Genomic DNA, 22,547 nt, shown 5'->3' with positions numbered 1-22,547 from the left:
CGTTTTCCCATCGTTCGAAAGACCTGTTTTTTTTTGCAATCCGATTTGGTTCAACTCCAGAACGTATGTTATGCTTTTAGTAATAACTGCAGAAAGGAGGTGTTCCCTTGGTACGCTCTGCAAGCCGTTTTGTATTGGTTTGGCTGTTGAATATTACGCTTAGTGTGGTGCTTTCACTGTCACTTCCGCCTGTCTGGTCTTCTGAAGCATTCAATAACGAAGGACAGGAAGCAGAAAATTATGAATCCAAACGTTATGAACGCAAAAGCATGCCTCCTGCTCGTCTGAAGACCTATAACGACATGAATACTCCTGTGTTAAAAGCAAGGCTATCAGGGAACACCGTCCCGGCGCGGGAAAATGTTATACTGCCTGTGCTCTGCTTACTTTTCTGTCCGCTGATCTATAAATGGTTGCTGCGACAGTGGCTCAATCCGCTAAAATTCACTTCAAATTTTGTGGAACTGGAAACTGAACTTACATGATGAACTATTCTATATAAAATGTTCCCTGCTGAAGGGAGGAATGTTTATGAAGACCGATTTCGCCGGTATTCGGAGACGCCCTGGCAGCCAAAGCAAAGGCTTCCGCATTCTCGCTGTCATTGCAGGCGCGCTTCTGGCCGCAGTTGGCCTTGAATTGTTTCTGATGCCCCACGGCCTGGTCGTTGGTGGGATCACTGGGCTGTCTGCCCTGTTTGCCCATACTACAGAAATGCGGCTTGGACTGTTTCTGTTTCTGTTTAACCTGCCCTTTATCTTTATGTCTCGCAAACAAATCAATTTACGGTTTGCCCTCTATACAGTAGTGGGGTTGGCCGCCCTTACGATAGGTTCTCTGGCGTTGCACCAGTTTCCGGCCATCATCGGCGACCCACTGCCTGCCGCCATCGCTGGAGGCATCTGTCTTGGCCTCGGGGTCGGCATCTCCGTTCGATTTGGCGGAATGAATCAGGTGACCAGCGCCAGCGATCAGGGTTACTCACTGCTGAGCGGCGGGCCGCCCCGATCTTCTGAGATCGTAATCATGCTGCTGAATTGCGCCATCCTGTTTGCAGCAGGGGCCCTCTTTGGTTGGGATCAAGCCATGTATTCCATCATCGCCTACCTGCTGGCCTTTGAAGGCGTGCGCCTCTCTCTTCGCGGGCTCTCGCCATCCCGGTCCGCCTGGATTACCAGCAACCGCTGTGAAGACATTCAGCGGGTCCTTAAGGAGGAGCTTAACCGGGAGGCCGCGCTGATTGGCGATGTCGGGGATGACAACCAGCCAGGCACCTTGTTCTGCCACACGGAAAGAAATGAGGAACAAGTGTTAACCGAACTAATTCAAAAGGCTGATCCGGATTCACGGATTGTTTTCAAATCCGCCGAGAGCGCCCGCAGGCGCAGAATTATTTTCAAATAACAAGAAAGAATTCTGGGTTCGAAGGCTACAAGCATTTTGAATCTTGCAAATCAAAAAAGCGTTCCCCGTCAGCCAGACAGGGAGCGCTTTTTTTTGCTGTGAAGAAGATCTAACCAGACTCAAGATGCTTTAACGGAACATCCCCCAAAGCCGAATCAGGTGAAACGTATTGTTCGGGTCTATTTTCTGCGCAATCACAAATTTTACAATCTGCTCTTCCTGCGCAGACGTCAGTTTCTCATTAAGCACAGCGGATGAACTCCGAACCAACTTGCGGACCGTGGCCGTTTCCTGTAGCTCTTTCTTTGAAACACCGGTAATCATAGTTTTGATGCGTTCCTTGACCGCCTTATTCTTCATCTTGACCTTGATGCGATCAACGAGTTGGGGACTGATTCCATATTGCTGGTAACCCAAGTGCAGCACCTCCCGTCATATCCAGTCTTTCAAAGTATATGAGGGAGCCTTTGTCCCATGTGCCTATTTAGTCAATTAATTCACCCTGGAAAATTTGCTCATTCTGCAAATAATTCCGCAGCGGCGCATAGTCAGGAGAAGTCCAGAAGGAAGCATCCCGCAGCAAGCCGGCGGCATCATCACGAGCCTGCTCCAGCACTTCAAAATCAGCCGTCATATCCGCCAAGCGGAATTCCGGCAGTCCACTTTGCTTGGTGCCGAAGAAATCCCCCGGACCGCGCAGCTCCAGATCGCGACGCGATACCTCAAAGCCGTCATCCGTATCCGTCATAGCCGTCATCCGCTCACGTCCAATCTCCGACTTGGGATCAGCGACCAACACACAGTACGAAGCATGCTGGCCCCGGCCCACGCGGCCCCGCAGCTGGTGCAGCTGGGAGAGACCGAAGCGGTCCGCATCCATAATAACCATCAGGGTTGCATTCGGCACATCGACGCCGACCTCCACGACGGTGGTAGAGACGAGCAACTGCAGTTCATTGCTGTAGAACGCGCGCATCACCTCGTCCTTTTCCCCGGGTGTCATCCGCCCATGCAGCAATCCGACCTTATAGTTTGGGAAAGCTTGGGACATCTGGATATGAAGATCTATCGCATTCTGCACATCCAGCTTCTCTGACTCCTCAATCAACGGACAGATCAGATAGGCTTGCCGGCCTTGATCGATTTCACGGCGAATCAAATTCAGGACCCGGTCCATCAGATCATGCTTGACCCAGTAAGTCGTAATCGGTACACGCCCCTTCGGCCGCTCAGATAACGTGGACACATCCATATCGCCAAAAACGGTGATGGCCAGTGTACGCGGTATGGGAGTAGCCGTCATAGTAAGCACATCCGGGTTATAACCCTTGCGGCGCAGGACGCTGCGCTGGTTGACCCCGAAGCGGTGCTGCTCATCCGTGACTACCATTCCGAGGTTTTTGAAGAAAACATCCTCCTGGATCAGGGCATGGGTTCCAACCACCACATCAATCATGCCCATTTGCAAGGAAGCCAACAGGTCTTTGCGCTTGCGTCCGTTCACACTTCCTGTCAGCAGTGCTACAGTAAGGCCGAATGGCTCGAACATTCTCGTAAGCGATCGCATATGCTGCTCCGCGAGAATCTCGGTAGGCACCATTAGCGCACCCTGAAAACCGGATTTTACCGTAGCGTAGAGCGCAATAGCTGCAAGTACTGTTTTACCGGAACCTACATCTCCTTGCAGAAGTCGGTTCATACAATAAGGAGACCGCATATCATGCAAAATCTCCAGCTCCACATGCTTCTGGGCGTCCGTCAGCTCAAACGGCAGGCTGCGGACAAATTGCCGAACCGTTGCGTTGTCCACCGTATGCACTACCCCGTCCATTCTACCGCGGTTCAACACACGGAAGGCTTGTACCTTCAACTGGAACAGGAAAAGCTCCTCATAGACCATCCGGCGGCGTCCTTGCTGCCCTTCCCGGCTATCTTCCGGCTGATGAATGGTCGCAATAGCCCGCTTACGTGGCATAAAGTCATATTTTTGTAAGATCACCCGCGGCAAAATTTCAGGGATCAGCTCCCCGAATTGCTGCAGCCCCTGACTAATCGACTTCCGTATCCAGGATTGTGTAATTTTGCCCCCGACAGAATAGACTGGCTGCAAGGTTCCCGTTTTGCCTTCTCCGCGGTCCGGAAATTCATAATCTGTCACGGTAATTTGGCTGCGCTTCTGATCCCATTTGCCAGAGATCACGATACCGCGGCCTGCGGTGAGCTGTTCGCGGATATAATGCTGGTTAAACCAGGTTGCTGTGAACATAAACGGTTCAGCGACCATTTTACAGCTAAGTCTGGACTTCCCACCAAAGCGCTGAAGCACCGGAATACCCATCACCTTGGCTTCCACTGTGACCTTGTCCCCATGCTTGACCTCGCTAAGCGAGCGTGGACGGTAGTCCTCATAACGGAATGGATAGTACTCCAATAGATCCTTCACTGTAAAGATGCCAAAGGCGTGAAGCTCGCCTTGCTTTTGAGCACTCACGCCAGTTACTTTTTTCACTTCAATTTCATTCAAAGAAAGTGTCATGTTCATCCCTCATTATGCGGGCCAAATAAATACAGCCAGCGTTCCGTTCCCAACATGACTGCCTACCACAGGGCCAATGTTGGTCAGCACTTTCTCTTCAAGCGTAAAGTGCCTGTCGAGTTCACTCAGGAACTCTTCACCAGAAGCCGGTTCTGCCGTATGTCCCACGGCCACATTGATTTTGTCCACGCCCGGCAGATCGTTCTTGAACAACTCGATCATGCGGGCAACGGCCTTCTTGCGGCCCCTTACTTTCTCCACTGCGTAGATAATGCCTTCAGCATCAATGGACAGAATCGGCTTAATGTTGAGTAACGTGCCCAAAATGGCCGATGCTTTGCCGATTCTGCCTCCTTTTTGCAGATACTCCAGCGTATCGACAAGGAAATACAGCTTGCGGGACTGGCGCAGTGTTTCTACCGCCTCAAGAATTTCCTGCGGCCCTTTTCCCTCTGCCGCCAGTCTGGCAGCATGTACCACCATTACTCCGAATCCATAGGAGGCAGACAGGGAATCCACAACTGTGATCCGCTCCCCCTCCTCCTCCAGCATGGATTTAGCTAGCATAGCCGATTGAAAGGTACCGCTGAGACCAGAGGAAATATGAAATGACAGAATAGGGCTATCCGGGTATTGGTCCAAAATAGTGCGGTAAACATCCATATATTCAACCGGCGACGGCTGCGAAGTAGTCGGCAGCTTCTGTGAGCTAGGAAGACGCTCATAAAACTGCTCTGGTGTCATATCCACATTGTCCCGGTAAGATTGATCACCGAACATTAATGTCAATGGCACAACCTCAATGCCATATTTCTCGGCCATAGCCGGTGGAATATCGGATGTGCTATCAGTGACGATTATGGTACGGTTCATGAATTTCCTCCCCAAACTATAGTTGGTCAGCCCACAAAGCAATAAATCAGAACACCTTACTTCGCTCTAACCATCAGAACCTTTTAACCCTAAGGCTCCACGGAGAACAGGTAATAGTATAGCGGCTGTCCACCTTCATGCATTTCTACTTCTGCATTAGGGTACACAGAGCTGATCCATTCGCTAAGCGCTTCTGTGACTTCCTCCTGCGCATCTTCTCCGCTCAAGATCGTTATGATCTCGTCACCGTTCTCCAGCATATTAGTCAGGAGCGCTTGACTCGCTGCCAGCAAATCATCCGCTGCGGCCACAATTTTGGAATTGGATATCCCTATAAACTGACCGGACTTGATCTCCAGCTCCTCATAGAGCGTATCTCGAACCGCATGTGTAACCTGACCGGACTTCACTTGTGCAATAGCTTCAAGCATATTGCTTGTGTTGCTATCCACCGCGTCATCCTCCTGGAATGCGAACGCTGCAGAAATCCCCTGTGGAATACTCTTGCTCGGGATCACAGTAACCTCTCGTTCATCTTCCAACAGTTCTTTGGCCTGTTGCGCGGCCAGCACAATGTTGGAGTTGTTAGGCAATATATATACATGCTTTGCAGAAATCGAAGAAATAGCATTTACGAAATCCTCGGTGCTTGGATTCATCGTCTGTCCGCCTTCCAGCACAACATCGACGCCAAGGCTTTTGAAAATATCAGCAATTCCCGCACCTGAAGAGACGGCGATGAATCCATATGGAGCCAGATCATCAGCTGGTGGCACGGCCGGAGCCTGTGCGCTGACCTCTTCCTTCGGAATATCGGCGAACACATCTGGCATCGGGGCAATGTCCATACCCGCTGTCAGCAAATCCCGGTGCTGCTCACGCATGTTAAGAATGTGAATCTGGGTGATCTCCCCATAGAGTAGCGCAAGGTTCAACACCTCGCCAGGAGCTTTGGAATGAACGTGTACCTTGATCGTCTCGTCATCCGAAATAACGATGATGGAATCTCCATTTACTGATAGCGCTTTCCTAAATGCATCCTCATCGAAAATCGCTCGCGCGGAACCGCCCAACTGACGGTTTATAAAAAATTCCATATCATATAAGAATTCAATATCTTCCGTGGAAAGCTGAGATTGTGCGGATGTCTGTACCGAGGCCAAATTAGGCTCTGGTTTATTCAGACCTGCTGTCACAGCAATTGGTGCAGGAATCGCAGCCTGTTCTTGGGCAGCTATACCTGTGATTCCACTGGTTAGGTGCTGATGAAAACCTTCGTAGATATAGACAAGACCCTGTCCGCCGGAGTCGACTACTCCTACTTGCTTGAGCACAGGCAAGAGTTCAGGCGTATTCGCCAGCGCTTCCTTGGCCTTGGACAGTACCTCTGTCATCAGCTCTGTCACATCATTAGTGCGACGTGCAAAGTAAACCGCATGCCGCGCCGCTTCCTTGGCAACCGTAAGTATTGTTCCCTCTACAGGTTTTACAACTGCCTTGTATGCTGTATCCACTCCGGTCTGCAGCGCTGCTGCAAACTGCTGTGTGTTCAGCTCATCATGCTGCGCCGCATAGCGACTGAACCCCCTGAACAACTGGGAGAGAATAACGCCTGAGTTCCCTCTGGCCCCCATTAACAAGCCCTTCGAGAGTACTCCTGCACATTGGCCAAGAGAGGCCGTATTATTCCTTTTCAATTCATTCGCGCCTGCGGTCATCGTCAAATTCATGTTTGTTCCCGTATCTCCATCCGGGACCGGAAAAACATTCAACGAATTGACGTGCTCTGCATGCTGCTGCAGCTTCTCCGCTCCGGTGAGTACCATTGCGGTAAAATCTGTTCCGTTGATAGAACGCTTACTCAATGAGAATTCCCCTTCCTAACTTCATGCCTAATCAACACTAGGATTAACTGGACATAATACACTAATTTATATTGTACTATAAGAGACTAAAGAAATAAATGTTTTTGAGCGGTTGACGAAGCATTTTTTCCTGTGATATTATATTAAAGTATTGTTTTATGCAGGTGTAAGTAACAAGGAGGTGTAATCTGTGTCCCGTAAATGTATCGTAACAGGCAAGAAGCCGGGAAGTGGTAACCACGTGTCTCACGCGAACAACCACAACCGTCGCACTTGGGGAGTTAACGTTCAAAAGGTCCGTATCCTCGTGAACGGCAAGCCGAAACGCGTCTATGTCAGCACCCGTGCTTTGAAGTCCGGTAAAGTTGAGCGCGTCTAGTCTTTAGCAATTTAGAACGAGCGATATCTCATATCAAGCAAAAAGCACCCTTTACATATGTAAGGTGCTTTTTTTCATGTCTTTTTTTCTTTTACGGCCTCAACTCTTCTGAAAAGTATTCAAAATCGCCTTAACGAAACCTCCTAAAAACTTTGGCAGCTTGAACGTGTAAAATTTCATGGTTTACCCTCCCATCAATTCATGCCGTACGGTAGGAGACTTTATGTTCTCTTTCGCTGACGGTTACATCTTGCAGACCTCTCCCAATCGCCAGAATATCTCCGCTAGCCCGGGACCCTCCTTCGACTTGCTTCAGGTCCCCCCGCAGACGACGAAAAAAAAGGCTACATGAGATTTCTGCTCATGTAACCATATTTATGCGCTGCAGACTTGGCCTATACCAGCAGTCTAAGCAGTGTATTTTATAGCTTGGCCTGTGTTGCAGCGCTTCGGATCGACTCAATAGCGGCAGCACGGTCGCTTCGACCGAAGACCGCATTACCTGCGACCAGCACATTAGCACCAGCTTCAACAACCAGTGGGGCTGTCGCTTCGGCAATGCCTCCATCCACTTCAATCAGCAGGTCTGGATTGACTTCATTAGCCCACTCACGAATTTGACGGATTTTACGCACTGTGCTCGGTATAAAAGCCTGTCCGCCAAAACCTGGATTCACAGTCATCACAAGTACCAGATCCACATCCTCTAACACTTCACGCACGGCGGCTGCCGGTGTACCCGGGTTAATGGCTACGCCCGCTTTAAGACCTAGCTCCTTGATCTGGTGAATCACACGGTGAAGATGCACACAAGCCTCAGCATGCACTGTGATGACAGCAGCTCCGGCTTTGGCAAAATCCCCGATATAACGTTCAGGATTCTCAATCATAAGATGGACATCAAGCGGCAATGAAGTATGCTTGGAGACGGCAGCGACAATTGGCGGTCCCAAGGTGATATTCGGTACAAAACGTCCGTCCATCACGTCTACGTGAAGCCAGTCAGCACCGCTGGCCTGCACTTCCTTCACTTCTGTTCCAAGTGCGGCAAAATCCGCGGATAACAACGATGGGGCTAAAATAATCATGATCAGTACCTCCGCTTTTTATCTTTCATTTCGTTAAAGAACAGCTTGTAATGCTCATAGCGACTCGGGGCAATCTCCCCTTGATCCACAGCTTCAACAACCTTGCAGCCCGGTTCATGCAAATGACTGCAGCCGCGGAACTTGCAGGCTTCCGCATATGGAGCAAACTCTCGGAAGCAGGTGGACAACTCCTCTACACCAAGCTCAAGGAAATCGAGTTGACTGAAGCCAGGAGTATCCGCCACAAAGCCTCCGTCCCCAATGTCCATCAGCTCGACATGACGAGTGGTGTGACGGCCACGGCCCAGCCGCAGGCTGATCTCTCCGGTCTCCAGAAGGAGACCAGGAACGATCCGGTTGAGCAGTGTAGACTTACCCACACCTGATTGTCCAGCGAATACGCTGATCCCACCTGCGAGCCGTCTGTGAACGTCCTCGCTGCCTGTACCTGTAAGCGAACTCGTCACCAGTACTTCATAGCCGATTTTTTCATACAAGGCCTTCACCGTGGCTGTCGCTTCATCGTCGCCTACCGCCAGATCCTGCTTAGTCAGTACAATCAATGTATCTAATCCAGAATGCTCTATGTGCACCAGGAACTTGTCGAGCAGATTCAGGTTCATATCCGGCTCACGCAGGGAGAATAATAGCACGGCTAGCTTGACATTGGCCACAGGCGGCCGGATCAGCTCTGAATCCCGAGGAAGAATCTGATCCACCATGCCCTCGCCATTCTCCGTCAAGCTATAAATTACACGATCGCCTACCAGAGGAGATACTCCTTTTTTCTTAAAAATACCTCTGGCCCTACATTGCACCGCTGCCTCTTCAGACACGATGAGTCCATCACAATGTGGTTTTACATAATAATAACCACTTAAAGCCTTAACAATTATACCTTCAGGCATACATAGTGAGCCTTCCTCTCCTGAATTTACGAAGATGACCCAAGTTGTTATCCCCGGGTCATCTCGCTCTGCCACTGGACACTGACCCCTCGGTCAGCTATTAGTGGCTTTTATTATCTTTATGTTTCAAAGACTTATCTTTGTTCTTGCCGTTGTTGCTGGCAACATGCTTTGCACCGTCTTCCTGCTGACCAATGCCGGGCACGAAGCCCGTCTGATCGACATTCCCGGTTCCATTCGCACCGTTATCACCACCGTTGTTTCCGGTGCCGGTGCCGGTACTGTTACCTCCCGGATCAGGAGCCATAGCTGGATCGCTAGTCGGCTGCTCGGATGGCGGTGCTTCCGTAGGCGCTTGGGTCGGATCTGGTGTTCTCGTCGGCTCCGGCAGCGTCGGAACAGGAACAGTTCCATTCTTAGCATCTACATAGGACACTGGATACGTATCATAAAGCTCACCGTCGCGATAAATCAAGACTACACCATCTTTGTTCGGAGCGAGTAACATGTTGATGGAGAGCACTTGATTCTTGGTAATCGTCCGGGTACCCCACTCCTGCTTCTCACCATTGTTGCGGGCATCCGCATATTCAATACGGATCTTGGTCTTCTTCCCTTCCTGGGTCGGCGCAACCGGAAGATTATACGTGTAATTCAAGGCTTCCGGCGGGTATCCTGAACTCAAGGTAATGGTGATCTTCGTACCTGGAGGTGTCGGAACTCCCTTATCATAAGGCCACTGCTTAACGACCTTGCCTTTATCAACAGAGAAGCTCCCCTCTTCCTTGACTTCCTCCAGCACAAGCTTCACAGCCTCAAGCTTCGCTCTGGCTTCCTTCTCTGTCAGGTTGATAAGATCCGGCATCGTGACGCTTTCTTCACCTTTACTGAGAATCAGTGTGACCTGAACCGTCTCCGGATCAAAATCAGTTGTAGGCAACGGATCTTGGGTAATCACCCTGCCAGCCGCCACATCAGAGCTTGTACGCGTATCCTGAGATATGCGATTCTGTGCCACACCCAGATTAATCAACGCTTTAACAGCCTCATCAAATGTTTGGTTCGATAAGTCCGGCATTCTGGTTAACGGCTTGGCCGTGCTGACCGTGAGCTGAATCGATGTATTCTTCTTGACCGTCGTATTCTCCGGCTTGCTCTGCTTGTAGACAATACCTGCTCCGTAGTTAGGGCTATAAATCTCGGTGACCGGTTCCTCGACCTCGATTCCCACCTCAGACAGTTTCTTCTTCGCATCATCCAGAGACAGGTTAATGACGTTTGGTACCGTTACCTCCGGGATAACCAGCTTGGCATTCACATACCACACTACACTCGCCATTGCCAGTAGAATCAGGAGTGTTAATCCGATCCAGAGTGCCGGACGGCCCAACTTCTTCTTGCCGCTAGCTACCGGAACCTCCGGCTCGTCGGAATGACGTACTCTCTCTGCATGCCCACCCCGATTCCCCTGTGTTCTCTGAATCGGCTTGATGGCAGGAATGATCCGCGTCTTGTCCTCATCGTCGTCATCCTGAAACTCGGCCTTCGGCTCACTCCGCCGTTCAGGCAACAGACAGCTCTCCAGATCCTTCAGCATTTGTTTGGCTGACTGGTATCGCTCCTCCGGATTCTTGCGCATAGACCGCAGGATCACGTTCTCCACACTTTGCGGAATTAGCGGGTTAAGTAGCCTCGGTTCCTCGAATTCCTCCTGAAGATGCTTCAGAGCTACGCTGATCGGGCTTTCTCCCAGAAACGGCAGACTGCCTGTCAACATTTGATAGAGCACAATACCCAGAGAGTACAGATCCGACTTTTCCCCTGTGGCTACTCCCTTGGCATGTTCTGGTGAGAAATAATGCACCGAGCCTACCACAGAGCCCGTCTGAGTTATTGTTGTAGATGTAACCGCACGCGCAATACCAAAATCCGTAACCTTAACACGCCCGTTACGTCCAATAAGAATATTATGAGGTTTGATGTCCCTGTGTATGATCTGATTCTGATGAGCGTGGTCAAGGGCATCGCAGATCTGGGAGGCAATACGAACGGCCTCGTCCACCTGCAGCGGAGCCCGCTCCTTAATAATCTCATTCAGGTTCTTGCCTTCAACATACTCCATAACAATATAATGAATTTCATCTTCCTGCCCGACATCATAAATGCTGACCACATTCGGATGAGACAGCGATGCGGCAGATTGCGCCTCCCGCCTGAATCGGCGGATAAATTCCTCATCATGCACAAACTGGCTGCGCAGCACTTTGATGGCGACGTTACGGTTCAATAAAATATCATGGGCCCTGTATACAAGCGCCATGCCGCCTCCACCGATTCGTTCGATGACTTGGTAACGGCCTCCCAACTCGTGACCGATCATCTATCCCACTCCTTTGTTTCGGGCACTGCGGCCTCTCCTTGATGTTCTAACATAGCGACGCTTATATTATCGCCGCCACCGGCAAGCAGGGCCAACTGCAGCAGGCGATCCGCCCGTTCTTCCAGCGAGATTTCTTCGATTCCCGCTACCTTCGCCAAATGCTCCTTGCTGACGAAATTACTCAGACCGTCACTGCACAGCAGCAGCACTTCCCCTACCTCCAGCTTGATCGGGGCCAAATCGACGGAGGTCTCCGCATCCGTACCTAGCGCTCTGGTCAGCACATTCTTCCGCGGATGATTGTCTAGCTCCTCCAGGCTGATCTGGCCGTTCTTGAACAGCTCATTGACCAGCGTGTGATCCTCGGTTAGTTGGATTGCGTTACTGTCTTTTATCAAATAGGCCCTGCTGTCCCCAATATGGCCAATAACACCGCTTGACCCATTCAGCAAGACAGAAACGACTGTAGTCCCCATGTTGTGGTACTTCTCGTCACTGGATGCCTCTTTGAAAACAGTATCATTAGCTTTCAGAATGGCAGAAGAGAGCGCCGCACTCAGTTCTTCGCCGGAAACATCAGGCCCCAGGTTATTCAGGGTATCCTTAATTGAATCCAAAGCAAGTCTGCTTGCTGTGTCGCCCGCCAAATGCCCCCCCATTCCGTCTGCAATGATGCCAAGTGTATAACCGTAACGCGTAACGCCGATCCAGACTGAATCCTCATTGACAGAGCGAACCCGGCCAATGTCGCTGATATGAACTGTCCTGATCAAATATCCTCACCTCAGATCCATATGTTTGGCGCGCAATTGTCCACATGCGGCCGCAATATCATGGCCCTGTTCACGACGGATAGTAACATTCACACCATGATCGGACAATACACGTTGAAACTCAAAGATATCTTTACGGGATGTACGTACATACTTGCGCTCAGGCACATGGTTGATCGGGATCAAATTGACATGGCACAGCATGTTCTTCAGCACGCCCGCCAATTCTGCAGCATGTTCAGGCTGGTCATTCACTCCACCGATCAGGGCGTATTCAAAACTAATACGACGTCCTGTCTTGGCCTGGTAGTAACGTAGAGATTCGATCACATCATCAAAGGGGAAGCGGCGGTTAACCGGCATCAGCTTGGAGCGGAGCGCATCGTTCGGTGCATGGATGGAAATCGCCAGGTTGATCTGCGTATCCTCATCGGCAAACTTATAGATGTTTGGTACAATACCGCTTGTAGAAACCGTGATGTGACGCTGGCCGATGTTCAGACCCTTCTCATGAATCATCAGGCGCAGGAATCTCATGGTAGCGTCATAATTCTCGAAAGGTTCACCTGTGCCCATAATCACAATACTGCTTACCCGTTCGCCCCGGGTGTCAAGAATCTGCTGAGAGCGAACCACTTGTGCTACAATCTCACCCGCCGTCAAGTCCCGCTTCAATCCGCCAAGTGTCGAGGCGCAGAAAGTACAGCCAACTCGGCAGCCAACTTGTGTAGTCACACAGACACTGTTACCGTAGTTGTGCTTCATAATAACAGTCTCGATCGCATGATCATCATGGAGACCGAACAGGAACTTCACAGTACCATCTTTCGATTCCAGCTTCGTAATTTCAGTTAAGACGTCAATCGAGAACTGCTCACTGAGCTTGGTCCGCAACGCCTTGGACAAGTTACTCATGGATTCAAAATCATTCACACGCTTCACATACAGCCAATCAAAAATCTGTCCACCGCGAAAAGCCGGCTCTCCGTTGTCTTTCGCCCATTGTTGCAACTCTTCCAAAGAAAAATCATATATTAAAGGTTTCATTCGTATTAGCACCTGTTCTTTCATAAGGATATGCTTATTATTTCTCATTCTTTCTAGTTTAACACAAATATAAGGATGATTTATAGCGTAAAACATATTCATTCTTATATTTTAAAAGAAAACCCGCCACACCGAGCCCGGTGGGCGGGGTAGTAAAGGTTTTACCTTCGCCTTTACTATATTACAAGATTCGCTGCAGTCGGGCAATATAGAACCCGTCACTGCCATAATGATGGGGCAGTAGCTGGATGCCTTCCCCTGCGGCCAGCGCCGTCCCCTCCAGGCGGTTCCAGACCTCCGTGGAGAAGGTTAACGGCGCAAAATCAGGGTTTTGCTCCAGGAAGGAGGCCACGACTTCCCCGTTCTCGGCTTTCTCTGTCGTGCAGGTGCTGTACACCAGCACGCCTCCCGGTTTCAGCAGTCGGGAGACCGATTGCAGTAGCTGCCGCTGAAGCGCAGCTACGCTCTCGATATCCTCCGGCTGCTTGCGCCATTTCAAATCCGGCTTGCGGCGAATCACGCCAAGGCCGGAGCAAGGGGCATCGAGCAGGATTCTGTCGAAGGAGCCTGGCTCGAACTTCTGCTCCAGGTCAAGCGCGTCGGCACTTCCTGTCACAACACATTCCAGTCCAAGCCGCTGGGCCTGATCCGCAATCAATGCAGCTTTATGCGGATGCAGATCATTGGCTTGAATTGTCCCTTCGTCTTTCATCAACTCGCCCATATGCGAGGTTTTACCGCCTGGAGCGGCACAGCAGTCCAGCACCTTCATACCGGGTTCCGGGGCCACAACCTCGGCCACCAGCATGGAGCTTTCATCCTGAACGGACAGATAGCCGTCCCGGTACCATGAGGTTAGTGCCGGATTGCCGCCACCCTTGATGACAATCCCGTAAGGACTGACCTTCGAAGGCGAGACCTCCAGCCCCTCTGCCGCCATCTTCTCCAGCAGACGTTCACGGCTGATCATCGTTGTGTTGACACGAACGCTGATGGCAGGAGGCTCATTATTGGAGGCACACATCGCCTCTGCCGTCTCCACACCATATTCTGCAATCCAGCGCTGTACCAACCATAGTGGATGCGAGTGTCGAATAGAAATACGCTTCGCCGGACCAAGGTTCTCCGGCAGCACCGGGAGGTCACCAGCGCGCAGCACACTGCGCAGGACACCGTTGACCATTCCGGAAATGCCCTGATGCCCACGCTTCTTCGCGATATTCACAGCTTCGTTCACGGCTGCATGTGATGGAACGCGATCAAGATACATGATCTGATATAGGCTCAGACGAAGCAGATTCCGTACCCAGGGCTGCAGCTTGGCGATTCCCTTGCTGACGAACCCTTCCAGCACTTCATCCAGCGTGTTCATTCTGGAGATGGTTCCGTAGACTAGCTCGGTAGCCAGTCCCGTATCTTCCCGGCTCAGTGAAGATTTCTGCAAGCTGCTATTGAGCAGCAGATTGCTGTAAGCGCCCTGCTGCTCGACTCTTACCAGCACATCCAGGGCGACTTCACGGGCCGTCGCCGGTTTACCGCCGCCACCTTTTCCGCTACCTGCACCGCTAGCCTTGCCAGCAGCGGCGTTTACTGCAGCAGCCGCTTTCCCTGCGGTGGCTGCTTTTCCTGCGCCCGGCGGACGGCTTCCGCCCTGGCGAGGTGAATGTCCGCGCTGGCCATGCCGGCCTGCGCCATTATTACCGGCGCTCATCCTAGCACCGTGCCGGGCTTCATCACTGCTCCGCGGCTGAAGTCAGCGGCGCTCATGGCCTTTTTGCCTGCCGGCTGCACCGTCGTCAATAGCAGGCTGCCGTCGCCGGTCTTCACCTCGACGCCTTGTGCTTCCACCGCCAGCACCGTACCTGGTGCGGCTTGACCGCCGTTCCCGGTAGAAGCCAGCGCAGGATTGCTAGCTGCCCATACCTTGAACGTCTCCCCGTTCCAGAGGGTAAATGCGCCGGAGAACGGCACGAGTCCGCGGATGCGGTTATAAATGTCACGCGAAGACGCGTTCCAGTCTATACGCTCATCCTCACGGCTGAGGTTCGGCGCATAGGTAGCTTCGCTCTCCTCTTGCACCACCGCGTCCACACGACCGGCAGCAAGGCGAGGCATTTCAGCTTTTAGCAGATCACGTCCTGCCAGGCTCAGCTTCTCGAACATATCACCAGAGGTATCTCCGTCTTCGATCGGCACCTCCACACGAGAGATCATATCACCGGTATCCAGTCCTTCTGCCATGTACATCAGGGTCACACCTGTGACTTTTTCACCATTGATAATCGAGCGCTGGATCGGAGCACCACCACGATACTTCGGCAAAAGTGAACCGTGAACGTTCACACAACCGTTTTGTGGTAGATCCAGAACCGACTTGGGCAGAATCTGCCCATAAGCCGCGGTAACAATCAAATCCGGCGCATAAGTCGCCAGTTCTGCCACCGCTTCCGGACGACGCAAGCGTTCCGGCTGAAGCACTGGAAGACCCAGTGCCAGTGCCGCTTCTTTGACCGGCGAAGGAGTCAGCGTTTTTTTCCGGCCCTGCGGACGGTCCGGTTGGGTGAGAACAGCTACGACCTCGTAGCCCTCCTCCACCAGCATTTGTAGACTGGGCACGGCAAAAGCCGGGGTTCCCATGAATACTATCTTCATCAGATCACTCCTCGGATTCGCTGCGTTCAGCCGTATATTCATATACCTTCTCGGCAATGTCCGTGAACAATACGCCGTTCAGATGGTCAATCTCATGTTGAAAGGCCCGTGCAAGCAAGCCGCTACCTGTAATCGTAATTTCTTTACCTTCACGGTCAAGACCGCGCACAGTAACTGTCTCCGCACGGCGGACATCACCATTAAGACCAGGGATACTGAGGCATCCTTCCGGTCCGAGCTGCTCACCCTCGGTCGAAACAATTTCCGGATTGATCATTTTGATCAGACCATGCTCTTCATCTGCATCCACCACAATTAGGCGTTTCAGAATGCCGACCTGCGGCGCAGCAAGACCTACGCCCTCTGCGTCATACATCGTGTCTGCCATATCATCCAGCAGTTTTTGTACATTTGGAGTTACAGCCTTTACTTCTTTTGCTATCTTGTGCAACACTTCATCTGGTTCTTTTACAATCAAACGTATTGCCATCTCAACAACACCATCCCTATTCTGATACATGTTTGTATTTTTAATATTATAAAGATATATAACGCATTTAAAAACACAACGTCATCTCGAAAATGACGCCGACGTCTAACTAATGGCCTTCTTGTAGCCTACGGGCCATTTTATATCCTACGAGCCTTCTTGATCTTACGAGCCACTTTATTGCTGGAAGGCTATTTTGTAGCCTAAGGGACAAAATGAATCCTTGGCTCACAAGGATTGCACTCATTCAGATGACGAATGCTCCGAAAAGCTCAACTTCACTCGATTGGGCGTTGGAATAATAAGAATAACGGGAATAACTCCTGTTATTTTGATCTCATTCTCTTCTTTTCTAAAAATAACTGGAAAAATTCCCGTTAATCACCTCATAACTAGACAATTACGGTAATAAAAAAGTTTTTAACGGGAGAAATTCCCGTTATTCGCAACAAATAAGGAGAAAGAGGAGAAATAACGGTATATTTTCCTGTTATCCAGACCCTTCTTAAGCTCGAACGTTGGCTCAGGTGACTATTCCCGTGAAGTGTGGACCACAGTGGCTTTGGCTCCCCGAATTCTTCAAGGTTAAACCCACTCTATTCTCTAGGCCTAAGAATGATCGGCTACGGATGTGCTAAACAAGATAACGAGATACTCAGTTACACAAGATGTCTAAGAACCTAGGATACCTAAGGACCTGAGTGACCTAAGATACCTGAGACACCTGAGACACCTAAGTTACCTGTGACATCTGAGTTACCTGAGATACCCGAGATACCTGAGTTACCTGTGACACCTAAGTTAGTTGGGATACCTGAATTACCTAAGTTTCCTGAGACACCTAAGTTACCCGTGACATCTGAGTTACCTGAGACACCTAAGTTGCCTGTGATACCTAAGTTACCTGAGATACCCGAGATACCTGAGTTACCTGTGACACCTAAGTTAGTTGGGATACCTGAATTACCTAAGTTTCCTGAGACACCTAAGTTACCCGTGACATCTGAGTTACCTGAGACACCTAAGTTGCTTGTGATACCTGAGATACCTGTGACACCTGTGACACCGGAGTTACCTGTGATACCGAAGTGACCTGATTTATCTCAAGTCGCACCCTCGTATACCAAGGATTCCACCCATCACCCGTCCCGGACGTTAGATGTTTTCACATTAGATAGCTATATAAACATTCTTCCACCTATTGCAACATGATCCCGCTGTACATTAACGTTTGCGGGTCTACATTAACATTTGTGGGTCTACATCAATACTGATTTGCAATCCTGTATCGCGCGCGGAATCTTCCAGCTCCGCTGCTACCTGTCGTGCTAGACCTACCGCATCAATACTCCCGCGCCATTTGATCATACATTGGAACCGGTATCTGCCCTTCAGACGCGGCAGCGGCGAAGCCACCGGACCCAACAGATCGAGCGCATCCGCAGACAGCTTGTCCAGGCTTCCGTACCATCGCAGCTGCTTGGCTTTGCCCTGTATATTCAGCGCATAATTCTCGGCCAGCCGCAGCAGTAGCGGAAGCTGCTCATGCGACAACGTCACAAGAATAAGCCGACAATATGGCGGATAATGCAGGCCTTTGCGATGCTTCAGCTCATCGCGGACGAAGGCATGATAATCATGCCCGCTAGCATGAATAATGGAATAATGCTCCGGTGTGTACGACTGCACGACCACTTCTCCGGGGAGTTGGTGACGCCCTGCCCGACCAGCCACCTGGGTGAGTAGCTGGAACGTTTTCTCGGCTGCACGGAAATCTGGCAGATTCAGCGCCGAGTCCGCCGTGATGACACCAACAAGCGTCACATCCGGAAAATCAAGACCTTTGGCCACCATCTGCGTTCCCAGCAGCACATCGGCTTTTTTATCCCGGAATTGACCTAGAAGCTTCTCATGCGAACCCTTTTCCGTGGTGGTATCCACGTCCATCCGAATCACCCGGATACCCGGAAAAAGCTTGCCCAGCTCTTCCTCAACACGCTGCGTGCCAGTCCCGAAGAAGCGAATATGCTCACTTCCGCATTCCGGGCAGAGCTGCGGCGCCGGCTCGGCGTGACCGCAGTAATGACAGCGCAGGTTGTTGCTGCGACTGTGGAAGGTCAGCGAGATATCGCATTCCGGACAAGTAGCTACATACCCGCAGCTCCGGCACATGACGAAGGTGGAAAAGCCCCGGCGGTTCAGTAGCAGCACCGTCTGCTCTCCCCGCTCCAAGCGCTCAGCCAGAGCAGCATGGAGCCTGCGGCTGAACATCGAGCGGTTGCCTTCCTTCAGCTCCTCGCGCATGTCCACGACCTGCACTTTCGGCAACGGGTTGCCAAGTGCACGACTTGGCATTTCCAGCAGCACTGGCGAGAAGTGAATGTCACTTCGCGACCGCGCGGCATGATAGCTCTCCAGCGACGGTGTCGCCGAGCCTAGAATAACTGCAGCCCCGCATTGCTCCGCCCTGCGTACCGCAACATCACGGGCATGGTACTTCGGATTCTCTTCCTGCTTGTAGGAGGTCTCATGCTCCTCGTCCATGATAATCAAGCCCAGGTTAGCAAACGGTGCAAACACCGCCGAACGCGCTCCAACAGCAACCGTAGCTTTTCCCTCGCGAATCTTGCGCCATTCATCGTACCGCTCCCCGGCCGACAAGCGGCTGTGCATCACAGCTACACCGCTGCCAAAGCGACCCTTGAATCGTTCCACCATCTGTGGTGTCAAGGAAATTTCCGGCACCAGCACCACGGCCTGACGACCTTGATCGAGGCAACGTTGTATGCATTGGAGGTAGATTTCCGTCTTACCACTGCCGGTTACACCGTGCAGTAGGAATACCTCATGCTGCTGTTCATCCACTGTGGCTGCAATGCGGGAGTACACGTTTTGCTGCTCCATGGTAAGTGGTAGAGGCGCAGTTGGCTTGAAGTCACGGCCCCGGTAAGGGTCGCGGTACACCTCAATCTCGCCGATCTCGATGTAGCCCTTTTCCTCCAGCCCCTTCACTGTACCTGCTGTCACCTGCAGGACCGCTAACACTTCCTTGAGTGGCAATGGCAGCATAGCAGCCATCTCAATCAGGAAGGTCAACACTTCCTTCTGTCGTGCAGACCTTGCCGGGAAGCTAGCCAGCGCCTCACGAGCCGAATCGACATCCATAATCAGGTCTACAACCTTTATCTTCTTCTTGCCCATTTTGTCCTTGATGCTTTGACTCTCCGACAGGACACCCCGGCGCAGCATGAACTTCACCGTCTCCGCAGCATCCGGGAAGGAGCGAGTCAACTGCTTCATAGACACTTCCCCGGCCCGCCGCACAAATTCGGTAATCTCCCGCTCTTCGCTCCCTGAATCGTCAAACATCGAGAACAGCTCATCTTCAGGAAAGATGCCGTCAGACCCATCACCCGAGGACAGGTCACCAGCAGACTCGCCCAACGAGATCAGTCGTTCGGCTTTGCCCTTCAATGCGGTGGGTAGCATCGCCTGCAGAGAGGATATTCTCCTGCATGCATACTTCCGACTCATCCAATCTGCCAGTTCGACCAGCTCCGGCGACAGCGGAGGGATAAGATCCAGCACCTCCTGAATCGGCTTCAATCCTGACATTGAACCCGTTTCTCCGGATTCCAGCGATACAACGAACCCCTGTACTGTACGATGCCCGAAAGGAACAGCAACACGGCTGCCGATTTCAATCCAGAGCTTCAGCGATTCCGGGATACTATAGTCAAAAGGCCGGTCAGTGCTGCGTACGGGTACATCGACAATGACCTTGGCTATATCCATTATAAAGAGACTCCGGAAATTCGTTCTGCCGCCAGGATGAGCAGTTGCTTCGCAACCTCGTCCTTGGACAACAGCGGCAGCTCTTTTACCAGTCCGTCCCGGTCATAAATAGATACGATATTCGTATCCGTCCCAAATCCGGCACCCGGTACGGCTACATCATTAGCGACAATCAGATCACAGTTCTTGCGAACCAGCTTGTCCTTAGCATACATCTCCGCATTGCCCGTCTCGGCCGCAAAACCGATCAGGAACTGATTTTCCTTTTTCTTGCCCAGTGTTTCCAAAATATCCGTTGTTTTTACAAGCTCAAGCGTCATCGTCTCTCCGCTTTTCTTGATTTTGGTATCCGCACTGAACTTTGGACGATAGTCTGAGACAGCCGCAGCTTTGATCAGAATATGACAGTCCTCCCAATGCGCGATGACAGCATTGTACATATCCTCGGCCGATTGCACTCGCACCACATGAATGCCAGCCTCCTGCGGCAACGCTTCATCCGTACGGGCGGCAATCAGAGTGACCTCAGCACCCATAAGTCTTGCGGCACGGGCCAGGGCAAAGCCCATTTTCCCGGACGAGTCATTAGAGATATAACGGACCGGATCAATTCGTTCCACAGTTCCGCCAGCGGTGATGACCACTTTTTTGCCGGTTAGAGGTCCTGATGTCACTGTCTCCTGCTTGGCAAAAAAACGTTCAACACATTGCACAATCGTCTCCGGCTCCTCAAGTCTTCCTTTACCGACATAGCCACAAGCCAGCATACCTTCACCCGGTTCAATGAACCCAACACCTCTACGGGCGAGAATATCGAGGTTATTCATAACGGCAGGATGCTGGTACATATGCACGTTCATGGCCGGAGCCACCATGATGGGAGCTGTTGTAGCCAGAAGTGTAGTGGACAGCATATCGTCTGCCAGGCCATGGGCCATTTTAGCGATAATATTAGCCGTGGCCGGCGCAACCAGCACCAGATCTGCACTACCCGCAAGATCTATATGGGCAAAGAGAGACGGGTCCCGCTCCTGAAACGTATCACTGTACACCAGGTTCTTGGATAATGACTGCATCGTCAGTTCGGTGATAAATTCTTTAGCCGATTTTGTCATAATCACATGTACATCGGCCCCTTTCTGGGCCAGCTTGCTAGTTAAAGACGCTGCCTTGAAAGCTGCAATCCCACCGGTTACGCCAAGTATAATCCTTTTCCCCTTCAAGCTATTCAAAATGATCCTCCTCCTCATACTCATCCTGCAATTGAGCGATCATGTGAGCAAGTAGAAACGGCTTTACCGTCCTTTAAGGGACGGTATCCGTTTCAACGAGAAATATAAGGATGATTTATAGCGTAGAACATAACATCCTTATATTTAAAAAAATAACAACCTTCCGGTTGTCAGGAACAGCCCGGTCCGGGCTATTATCGCTAAATTGTCACTTCAACCTTTAGCTAATTCACTCAGAAAAAAAACGGCAGCGCCCGCCTCTTGGGAAGGCGGCGTCCGTTTATGCTGAAGCTGCTTGGGACTAGTTTTCTTCCCCTTTTGTTACGATGATACGGTCCTCATAGACTTCTTCAAGGGCAACCCCAACGAACTTGTGGGATTTAGGAGCTTTAACTTCAGTCTTTCCGCCTTCACGCAATTGTCTGGCACGGCGGGATGCAGCGACAACGAGCGAATACTTGCTGTCCACTTTGTTCATCATTTCATCAATGGATGGATATAACACGTGAGCACCTCTTTATAATTTACTGTTAATAGAACCGACCTACAGTTCCCTGATCTTACAATGTTCGGCGATAATGATACTTTCTATTCGCTTGCAGGCCAGATCGATCTCATCGTTAACGACAGCATAGTCATAATGCTGCATCAAGTTGATCTCATCCTCTGCCACCGACATACGGTGATTGATGACATCCGGATGCTCGGTGCCGCGGCCGCGAATGCGGTCCTTAAGCTCATCCATGGACGGCGGAAGCAGGAACACAAAGATGCCTTCCGGGAATTTCTCCTTGACCTTCAAGGCGCCTTGCACCTCGATCTCCAGGATAATATCCTTTCCACTCTCCAGTGTCTGTTCCACAAAATCACGTGGAGTACCATAATAATTACCCACGTATTCTGCGTATTCGAGCAGCTGATCGGCTTCGATCATGGACAAAAACTGCTCTCTGCTTTTGAAAAAATAATTGACACCGTCTTCTTCACCTGCACGCGGGCTACGGGTTGTAGCCGATACGGAATATATTAATTCCGGCATCTTAGGCCGCAACGCAGTACAGACAGTTCCTTTACCAACACCGGATGGGCCGGATAATATGATCAGCAATCCTTTTGACATAATAC

20 protein-coding genes are annotated in these 22,547 nt (G+C 51.1%); 3 read left to right on the top strand and 17 right to left on the bottom strand.

Features of this window, described 5'->3' with window-relative positions:
• Positions 1–107: 107 nt before the first annotated feature.
• Entirely contained in the window at positions 108–485 is a 378-nt protein-coding gene (locus tag AC3Y23_RS18985) for a hypothetical protein (protein WP_379201794.1), read from the top strand.
• Positions 486–531: 46 nt separating this feature from the next.
• Positions 532–1,404 carry a YitT family protein gene (locus AC3Y23_RS18980; protein ID WP_379201792.1) on the top strand — a complete coding sequence of 291 codons (873 nt, stop codon included), beginning with the start codon at positions 532–534 and terminating at the stop codon, positions 1,402–1,404.
• Positions 1,405–1,533: 129 nt separating this feature from the next.
• On the opposite strand, the gene AC3Y23_RS18975 is transcribed toward AC3Y23_RS18980, so the two are convergent.
• The 4 genes from AC3Y23_RS18975 to AC3Y23_RS18960 form a co-directional block, all read right to left on the bottom strand.
• Complete coding sequence (locus AC3Y23_RS18975; protein ID WP_379201790.1) at positions 1,534–1,821, bottom strand: stage VI sporulation protein F; 288 nt, start codon at positions 1,819–1,821, stop codon at positions 1,534–1,536.
• Positions 1,822–1,888: 67 nt separating this feature from the next.
• The gene (gene recG / locus AC3Y23_RS18970; protein WP_379201788.1) at positions 1,889–3,940 is read right to left on the bottom strand and encodes an ATP-dependent DNA helicase RecG; all 2,052 of its coding nucleotides are present in this window, start codon (positions 3,938–3,940) and stop codon (positions 1,889–1,891) included.
• A gap of 12 nt (positions 3,941–3,952) precedes the next feature.
• Positions 3,953–4,813, bottom strand: coding sequence for a DegV family protein (locus tag AC3Y23_RS18965; protein ID WP_379201786.1), 861 nt, complete (start codon positions 4,811–4,813; stop codon positions 3,953–3,955).
• A gap of 89 nt (positions 4,814–4,902) precedes the next feature.
• Positions 4,903–6,678, bottom strand: a complete 1,776-nt coding sequence (locus tag AC3Y23_RS18960) for a DAK2 domain-containing protein (protein ID WP_379201784.1) — start codon at positions 6,676–6,678, stop codon at positions 4,903–4,905.
• Positions 6,679–6,868: 190 nt separating this feature from the next.
• On the opposite strand from AC3Y23_RS18960, the gene rpmB reads away from it, so the two are divergent.
• Positions 6,869–7,057: a 50S ribosomal protein L28 gene (rpmB, locus tag AC3Y23_RS18955; RefSeq protein WP_066370676.1), complete on the top strand. Its 189-nt coding sequence runs from the start codon at positions 6,869–6,871 to the stop codon at positions 7,055–7,057.
• Between the two features lie 99 nt (positions 7,058–7,156).
• On the opposite strand, the gene spoVM is transcribed toward rpmB, so the two are convergent.
• The 13 genes from spoVM to gmk form a co-directional block, all read right to left on the bottom strand.
• Positions 7,157–7,237, bottom strand: coding sequence for a stage V sporulation protein SpoVM (spoVM, locus tag AC3Y23_RS18950; protein ID WP_006675261.1), 81 nt, complete (start codon positions 7,235–7,237; stop codon positions 7,157–7,159).
• A 242-nt stretch (positions 7,238–7,479) separates the two neighbouring features.
• The gene (gene rpe, locus AC3Y23_RS18945; protein WP_379201782.1) at positions 7,480–8,145 is read right to left on the bottom strand and encodes a ribulose-phosphate 3-epimerase; all 666 of its coding nucleotides are present in this window, start codon (positions 8,143–8,145) and stop codon (positions 7,480–7,482) included.
• 2 nt (positions 8,146–8,147) lie between these two features.
• A complete protein-coding gene (rsgA, locus tag AC3Y23_RS18940; RefSeq protein WP_379201779.1) occupies positions 8,148–9,053 on the bottom strand; it encodes a ribosome small subunit-dependent GTPase A in 906 nt (301 codons plus the stop codon).
• Between the two features lie 100 nt (positions 9,054–9,153).
• Positions 9,154–11,433: a Stk1 family PASTA domain-containing Ser/Thr kinase gene (pknB, locus tag AC3Y23_RS18935; RefSeq protein ID WP_379201777.1), complete on the bottom strand. Its 2,280-nt coding sequence runs from the start codon at positions 11,431–11,433 to the stop codon at positions 9,154–9,156.
• Entirely contained in the window at positions 11,430–12,206 is a 777-nt protein-coding gene (locus tag AC3Y23_RS18930) for a Stp1/IreP family PP2C-type Ser/Thr phosphatase (RefSeq protein WP_379201775.1), read from the bottom strand. The genes pknB and AC3Y23_RS18930 overlap by 4 nt, the downstream gene beginning before the upstream one ends.
• 6 nt (positions 12,207–12,212) lie before the next feature.
• Entirely contained in the window at positions 12,213–13,253 is a 1,041-nt protein-coding gene (gene rlmN, locus AC3Y23_RS18925; RefSeq protein ID WP_379201773.1) for a dual-specificity RNA methyltransferase RlmN, read from the bottom strand.
• 181 nt (positions 13,254–13,434) lie between these two features.
• The gene (rsmB, locus tag AC3Y23_RS18920; RefSeq protein WP_379201771.1) at positions 13,435–14,964 is read right to left on the bottom strand and encodes a 16S rRNA (cytosine(967)-C(5))-methyltransferase RsmB; all 1,530 of its coding nucleotides are present in this window, start codon (positions 14,962–14,964) and stop codon (positions 13,435–13,437) included.
• Positions 14,961–15,905 carry a methionyl-tRNA formyltransferase gene (gene fmt, locus AC3Y23_RS18915; RefSeq protein ID WP_379201769.1) on the bottom strand — a complete coding sequence of 315 codons (945 nt, stop codon included), beginning with the start codon at positions 15,903–15,905 and terminating at the stop codon, positions 14,961–14,963. Before fmt ends, rsmB begins: the two co-directional genes overlap by 4 nt.
• A 4-nt stretch (positions 15,906–15,909) precedes the next feature.
• On the bottom strand, positions 15,910–16,395 hold the full coding sequence (def, locus tag AC3Y23_RS18910) for a peptide deformylase (protein ID WP_379201767.1): 486 nt from the start codon (positions 16,393–16,395) through the stop codon (positions 15,910–15,912).
• 1,239 nt (positions 16,396–17,634) lie between these two features.
• Entirely contained in the window at positions 17,635–20,190 is a 2,556-nt protein-coding gene (priA, locus tag AC3Y23_RS18905) for a primosomal protein N' (protein WP_379201765.1), read from the bottom strand.
• The gene (gene coaBC, locus AC3Y23_RS18900; RefSeq protein WP_379201762.1) at positions 20,190–21,440 is read right to left on the bottom strand and encodes a bifunctional phosphopantothenoylcysteine decarboxylase/phosphopantothenate--cysteine ligase CoaBC; all 1,251 of its coding nucleotides are present in this window, start codon (positions 21,438–21,440) and stop codon (positions 20,190–20,192) included. The genes priA and coaBC overlap by 1 nt, the downstream gene beginning before the upstream one ends.
• A 283-nt stretch (positions 21,441–21,723) precedes the next feature.
• Positions 21,724–21,927, bottom strand: coding sequence for a DNA-directed RNA polymerase subunit omega (rpoZ, locus tag AC3Y23_RS18895; RefSeq protein WP_379201760.1), 204 nt, complete (start codon positions 21,925–21,927; stop codon positions 21,724–21,726).
• 39 nt (positions 21,928–21,966) lie between these two features.
• On the bottom strand, positions 21,967–22,542 hold the full coding sequence (gmk, locus tag AC3Y23_RS18890; protein WP_379201758.1) for a guanylate kinase: 576 nt from the start codon (positions 22,540–22,542) through the stop codon (positions 21,967–21,969).
• Between the last annotated feature and the right edge of the window lie 5 nt (positions 22,543–22,547).

Source organism: Paenibacillus sp. MAHUQ-45 (assembly GCF_058133325.1).
The sequence above is the reverse complement of the archived record's forward strand: the minus strand, read 5'-3'. Positions and strand labels throughout refer to the sequence as shown.

Coding starts and splice junctions, on each gene's coding strand:
- rsmB (WP_379201771.1), bottom strand. CDS start 14,964: ATGAGCGCCGGTAATAATGGCGCAGGCCGGCATGGCCAGCGCGGACAT.
- AC3Y23_RS18965 (WP_379201786.1), bottom strand. CDS start 4,813: ATGAACCGTACCATAATCGTCACTGATAGCACATCCGATATTCCACCG.
- pknB (WP_379201777.1), bottom strand. CDS start 11,433: ATGATCGGTCACGAGTTGGGAGGCCGTTACCAAGTCATCGAACGAATC.
- AC3Y23_RS18980 (WP_379201792.1), top strand. CDS start 532: ATGAAGACCGATTTCGCCGGTATTCGGAGACGCCCTGGCAGCCAAAGC.
- def (WP_379201767.1), bottom strand. CDS start 16,395: ATGGCAATACGTTTGATTGTAAAAGAACCAGATGAAGTGTTGCACAAG.
- recG (WP_379201788.1), bottom strand. CDS start 3,940: ATGACACTTTCTTTGAATGAAATTGAAGTGAAAAAAGTAACTGGCGTG.
- coaBC (WP_379201762.1), bottom strand. CDS start 21,440: ATGAGGAGGAGGATCATTTTGAATAGCTTGAAGGGGAAAAGGATTATA.
- spoVM (WP_006675261.1), bottom strand. CDS start 7,237: ATGAAATTTTACACGTTCAAGCTGCCAAAGTTTTTAGGAGGTTTCGTT.
- gmk (WP_379201758.1), bottom strand. CDS start 22,542: ATGTCAAAAGGATTGCTGATCATATTATCCGGCCCATCCGGTGTTGGT.
- priA (WP_379201765.1), bottom strand. CDS start 20,190: ATGGATATAGCCAAGGTCATTGTCGATGTACCCGTACGCAGCACTGAC.
- rsgA (WP_379201779.1), bottom strand. CDS start 9,053: ATGCCTGAAGGTATAATTGTTAAGGCTTTAAGTGGTTATTATTATGTA.
- fmt (WP_379201769.1), bottom strand. CDS start 15,905: ATGAAGATAGTATTCATGGGAACCCCGGCTTTTGCCGTGCCCAGTCTA.
- rpe (WP_379201782.1), bottom strand. CDS start 8,145: ATGATTATTTTAGCCCCATCGTTGTTATCCGCGGATTTTGCCGCACTT.
- rlmN (WP_379201773.1), bottom strand. CDS start 13,253: ATGAAACCTTTAATATATGATTTTTCTTTGGAAGAGTTGCAACAATGG.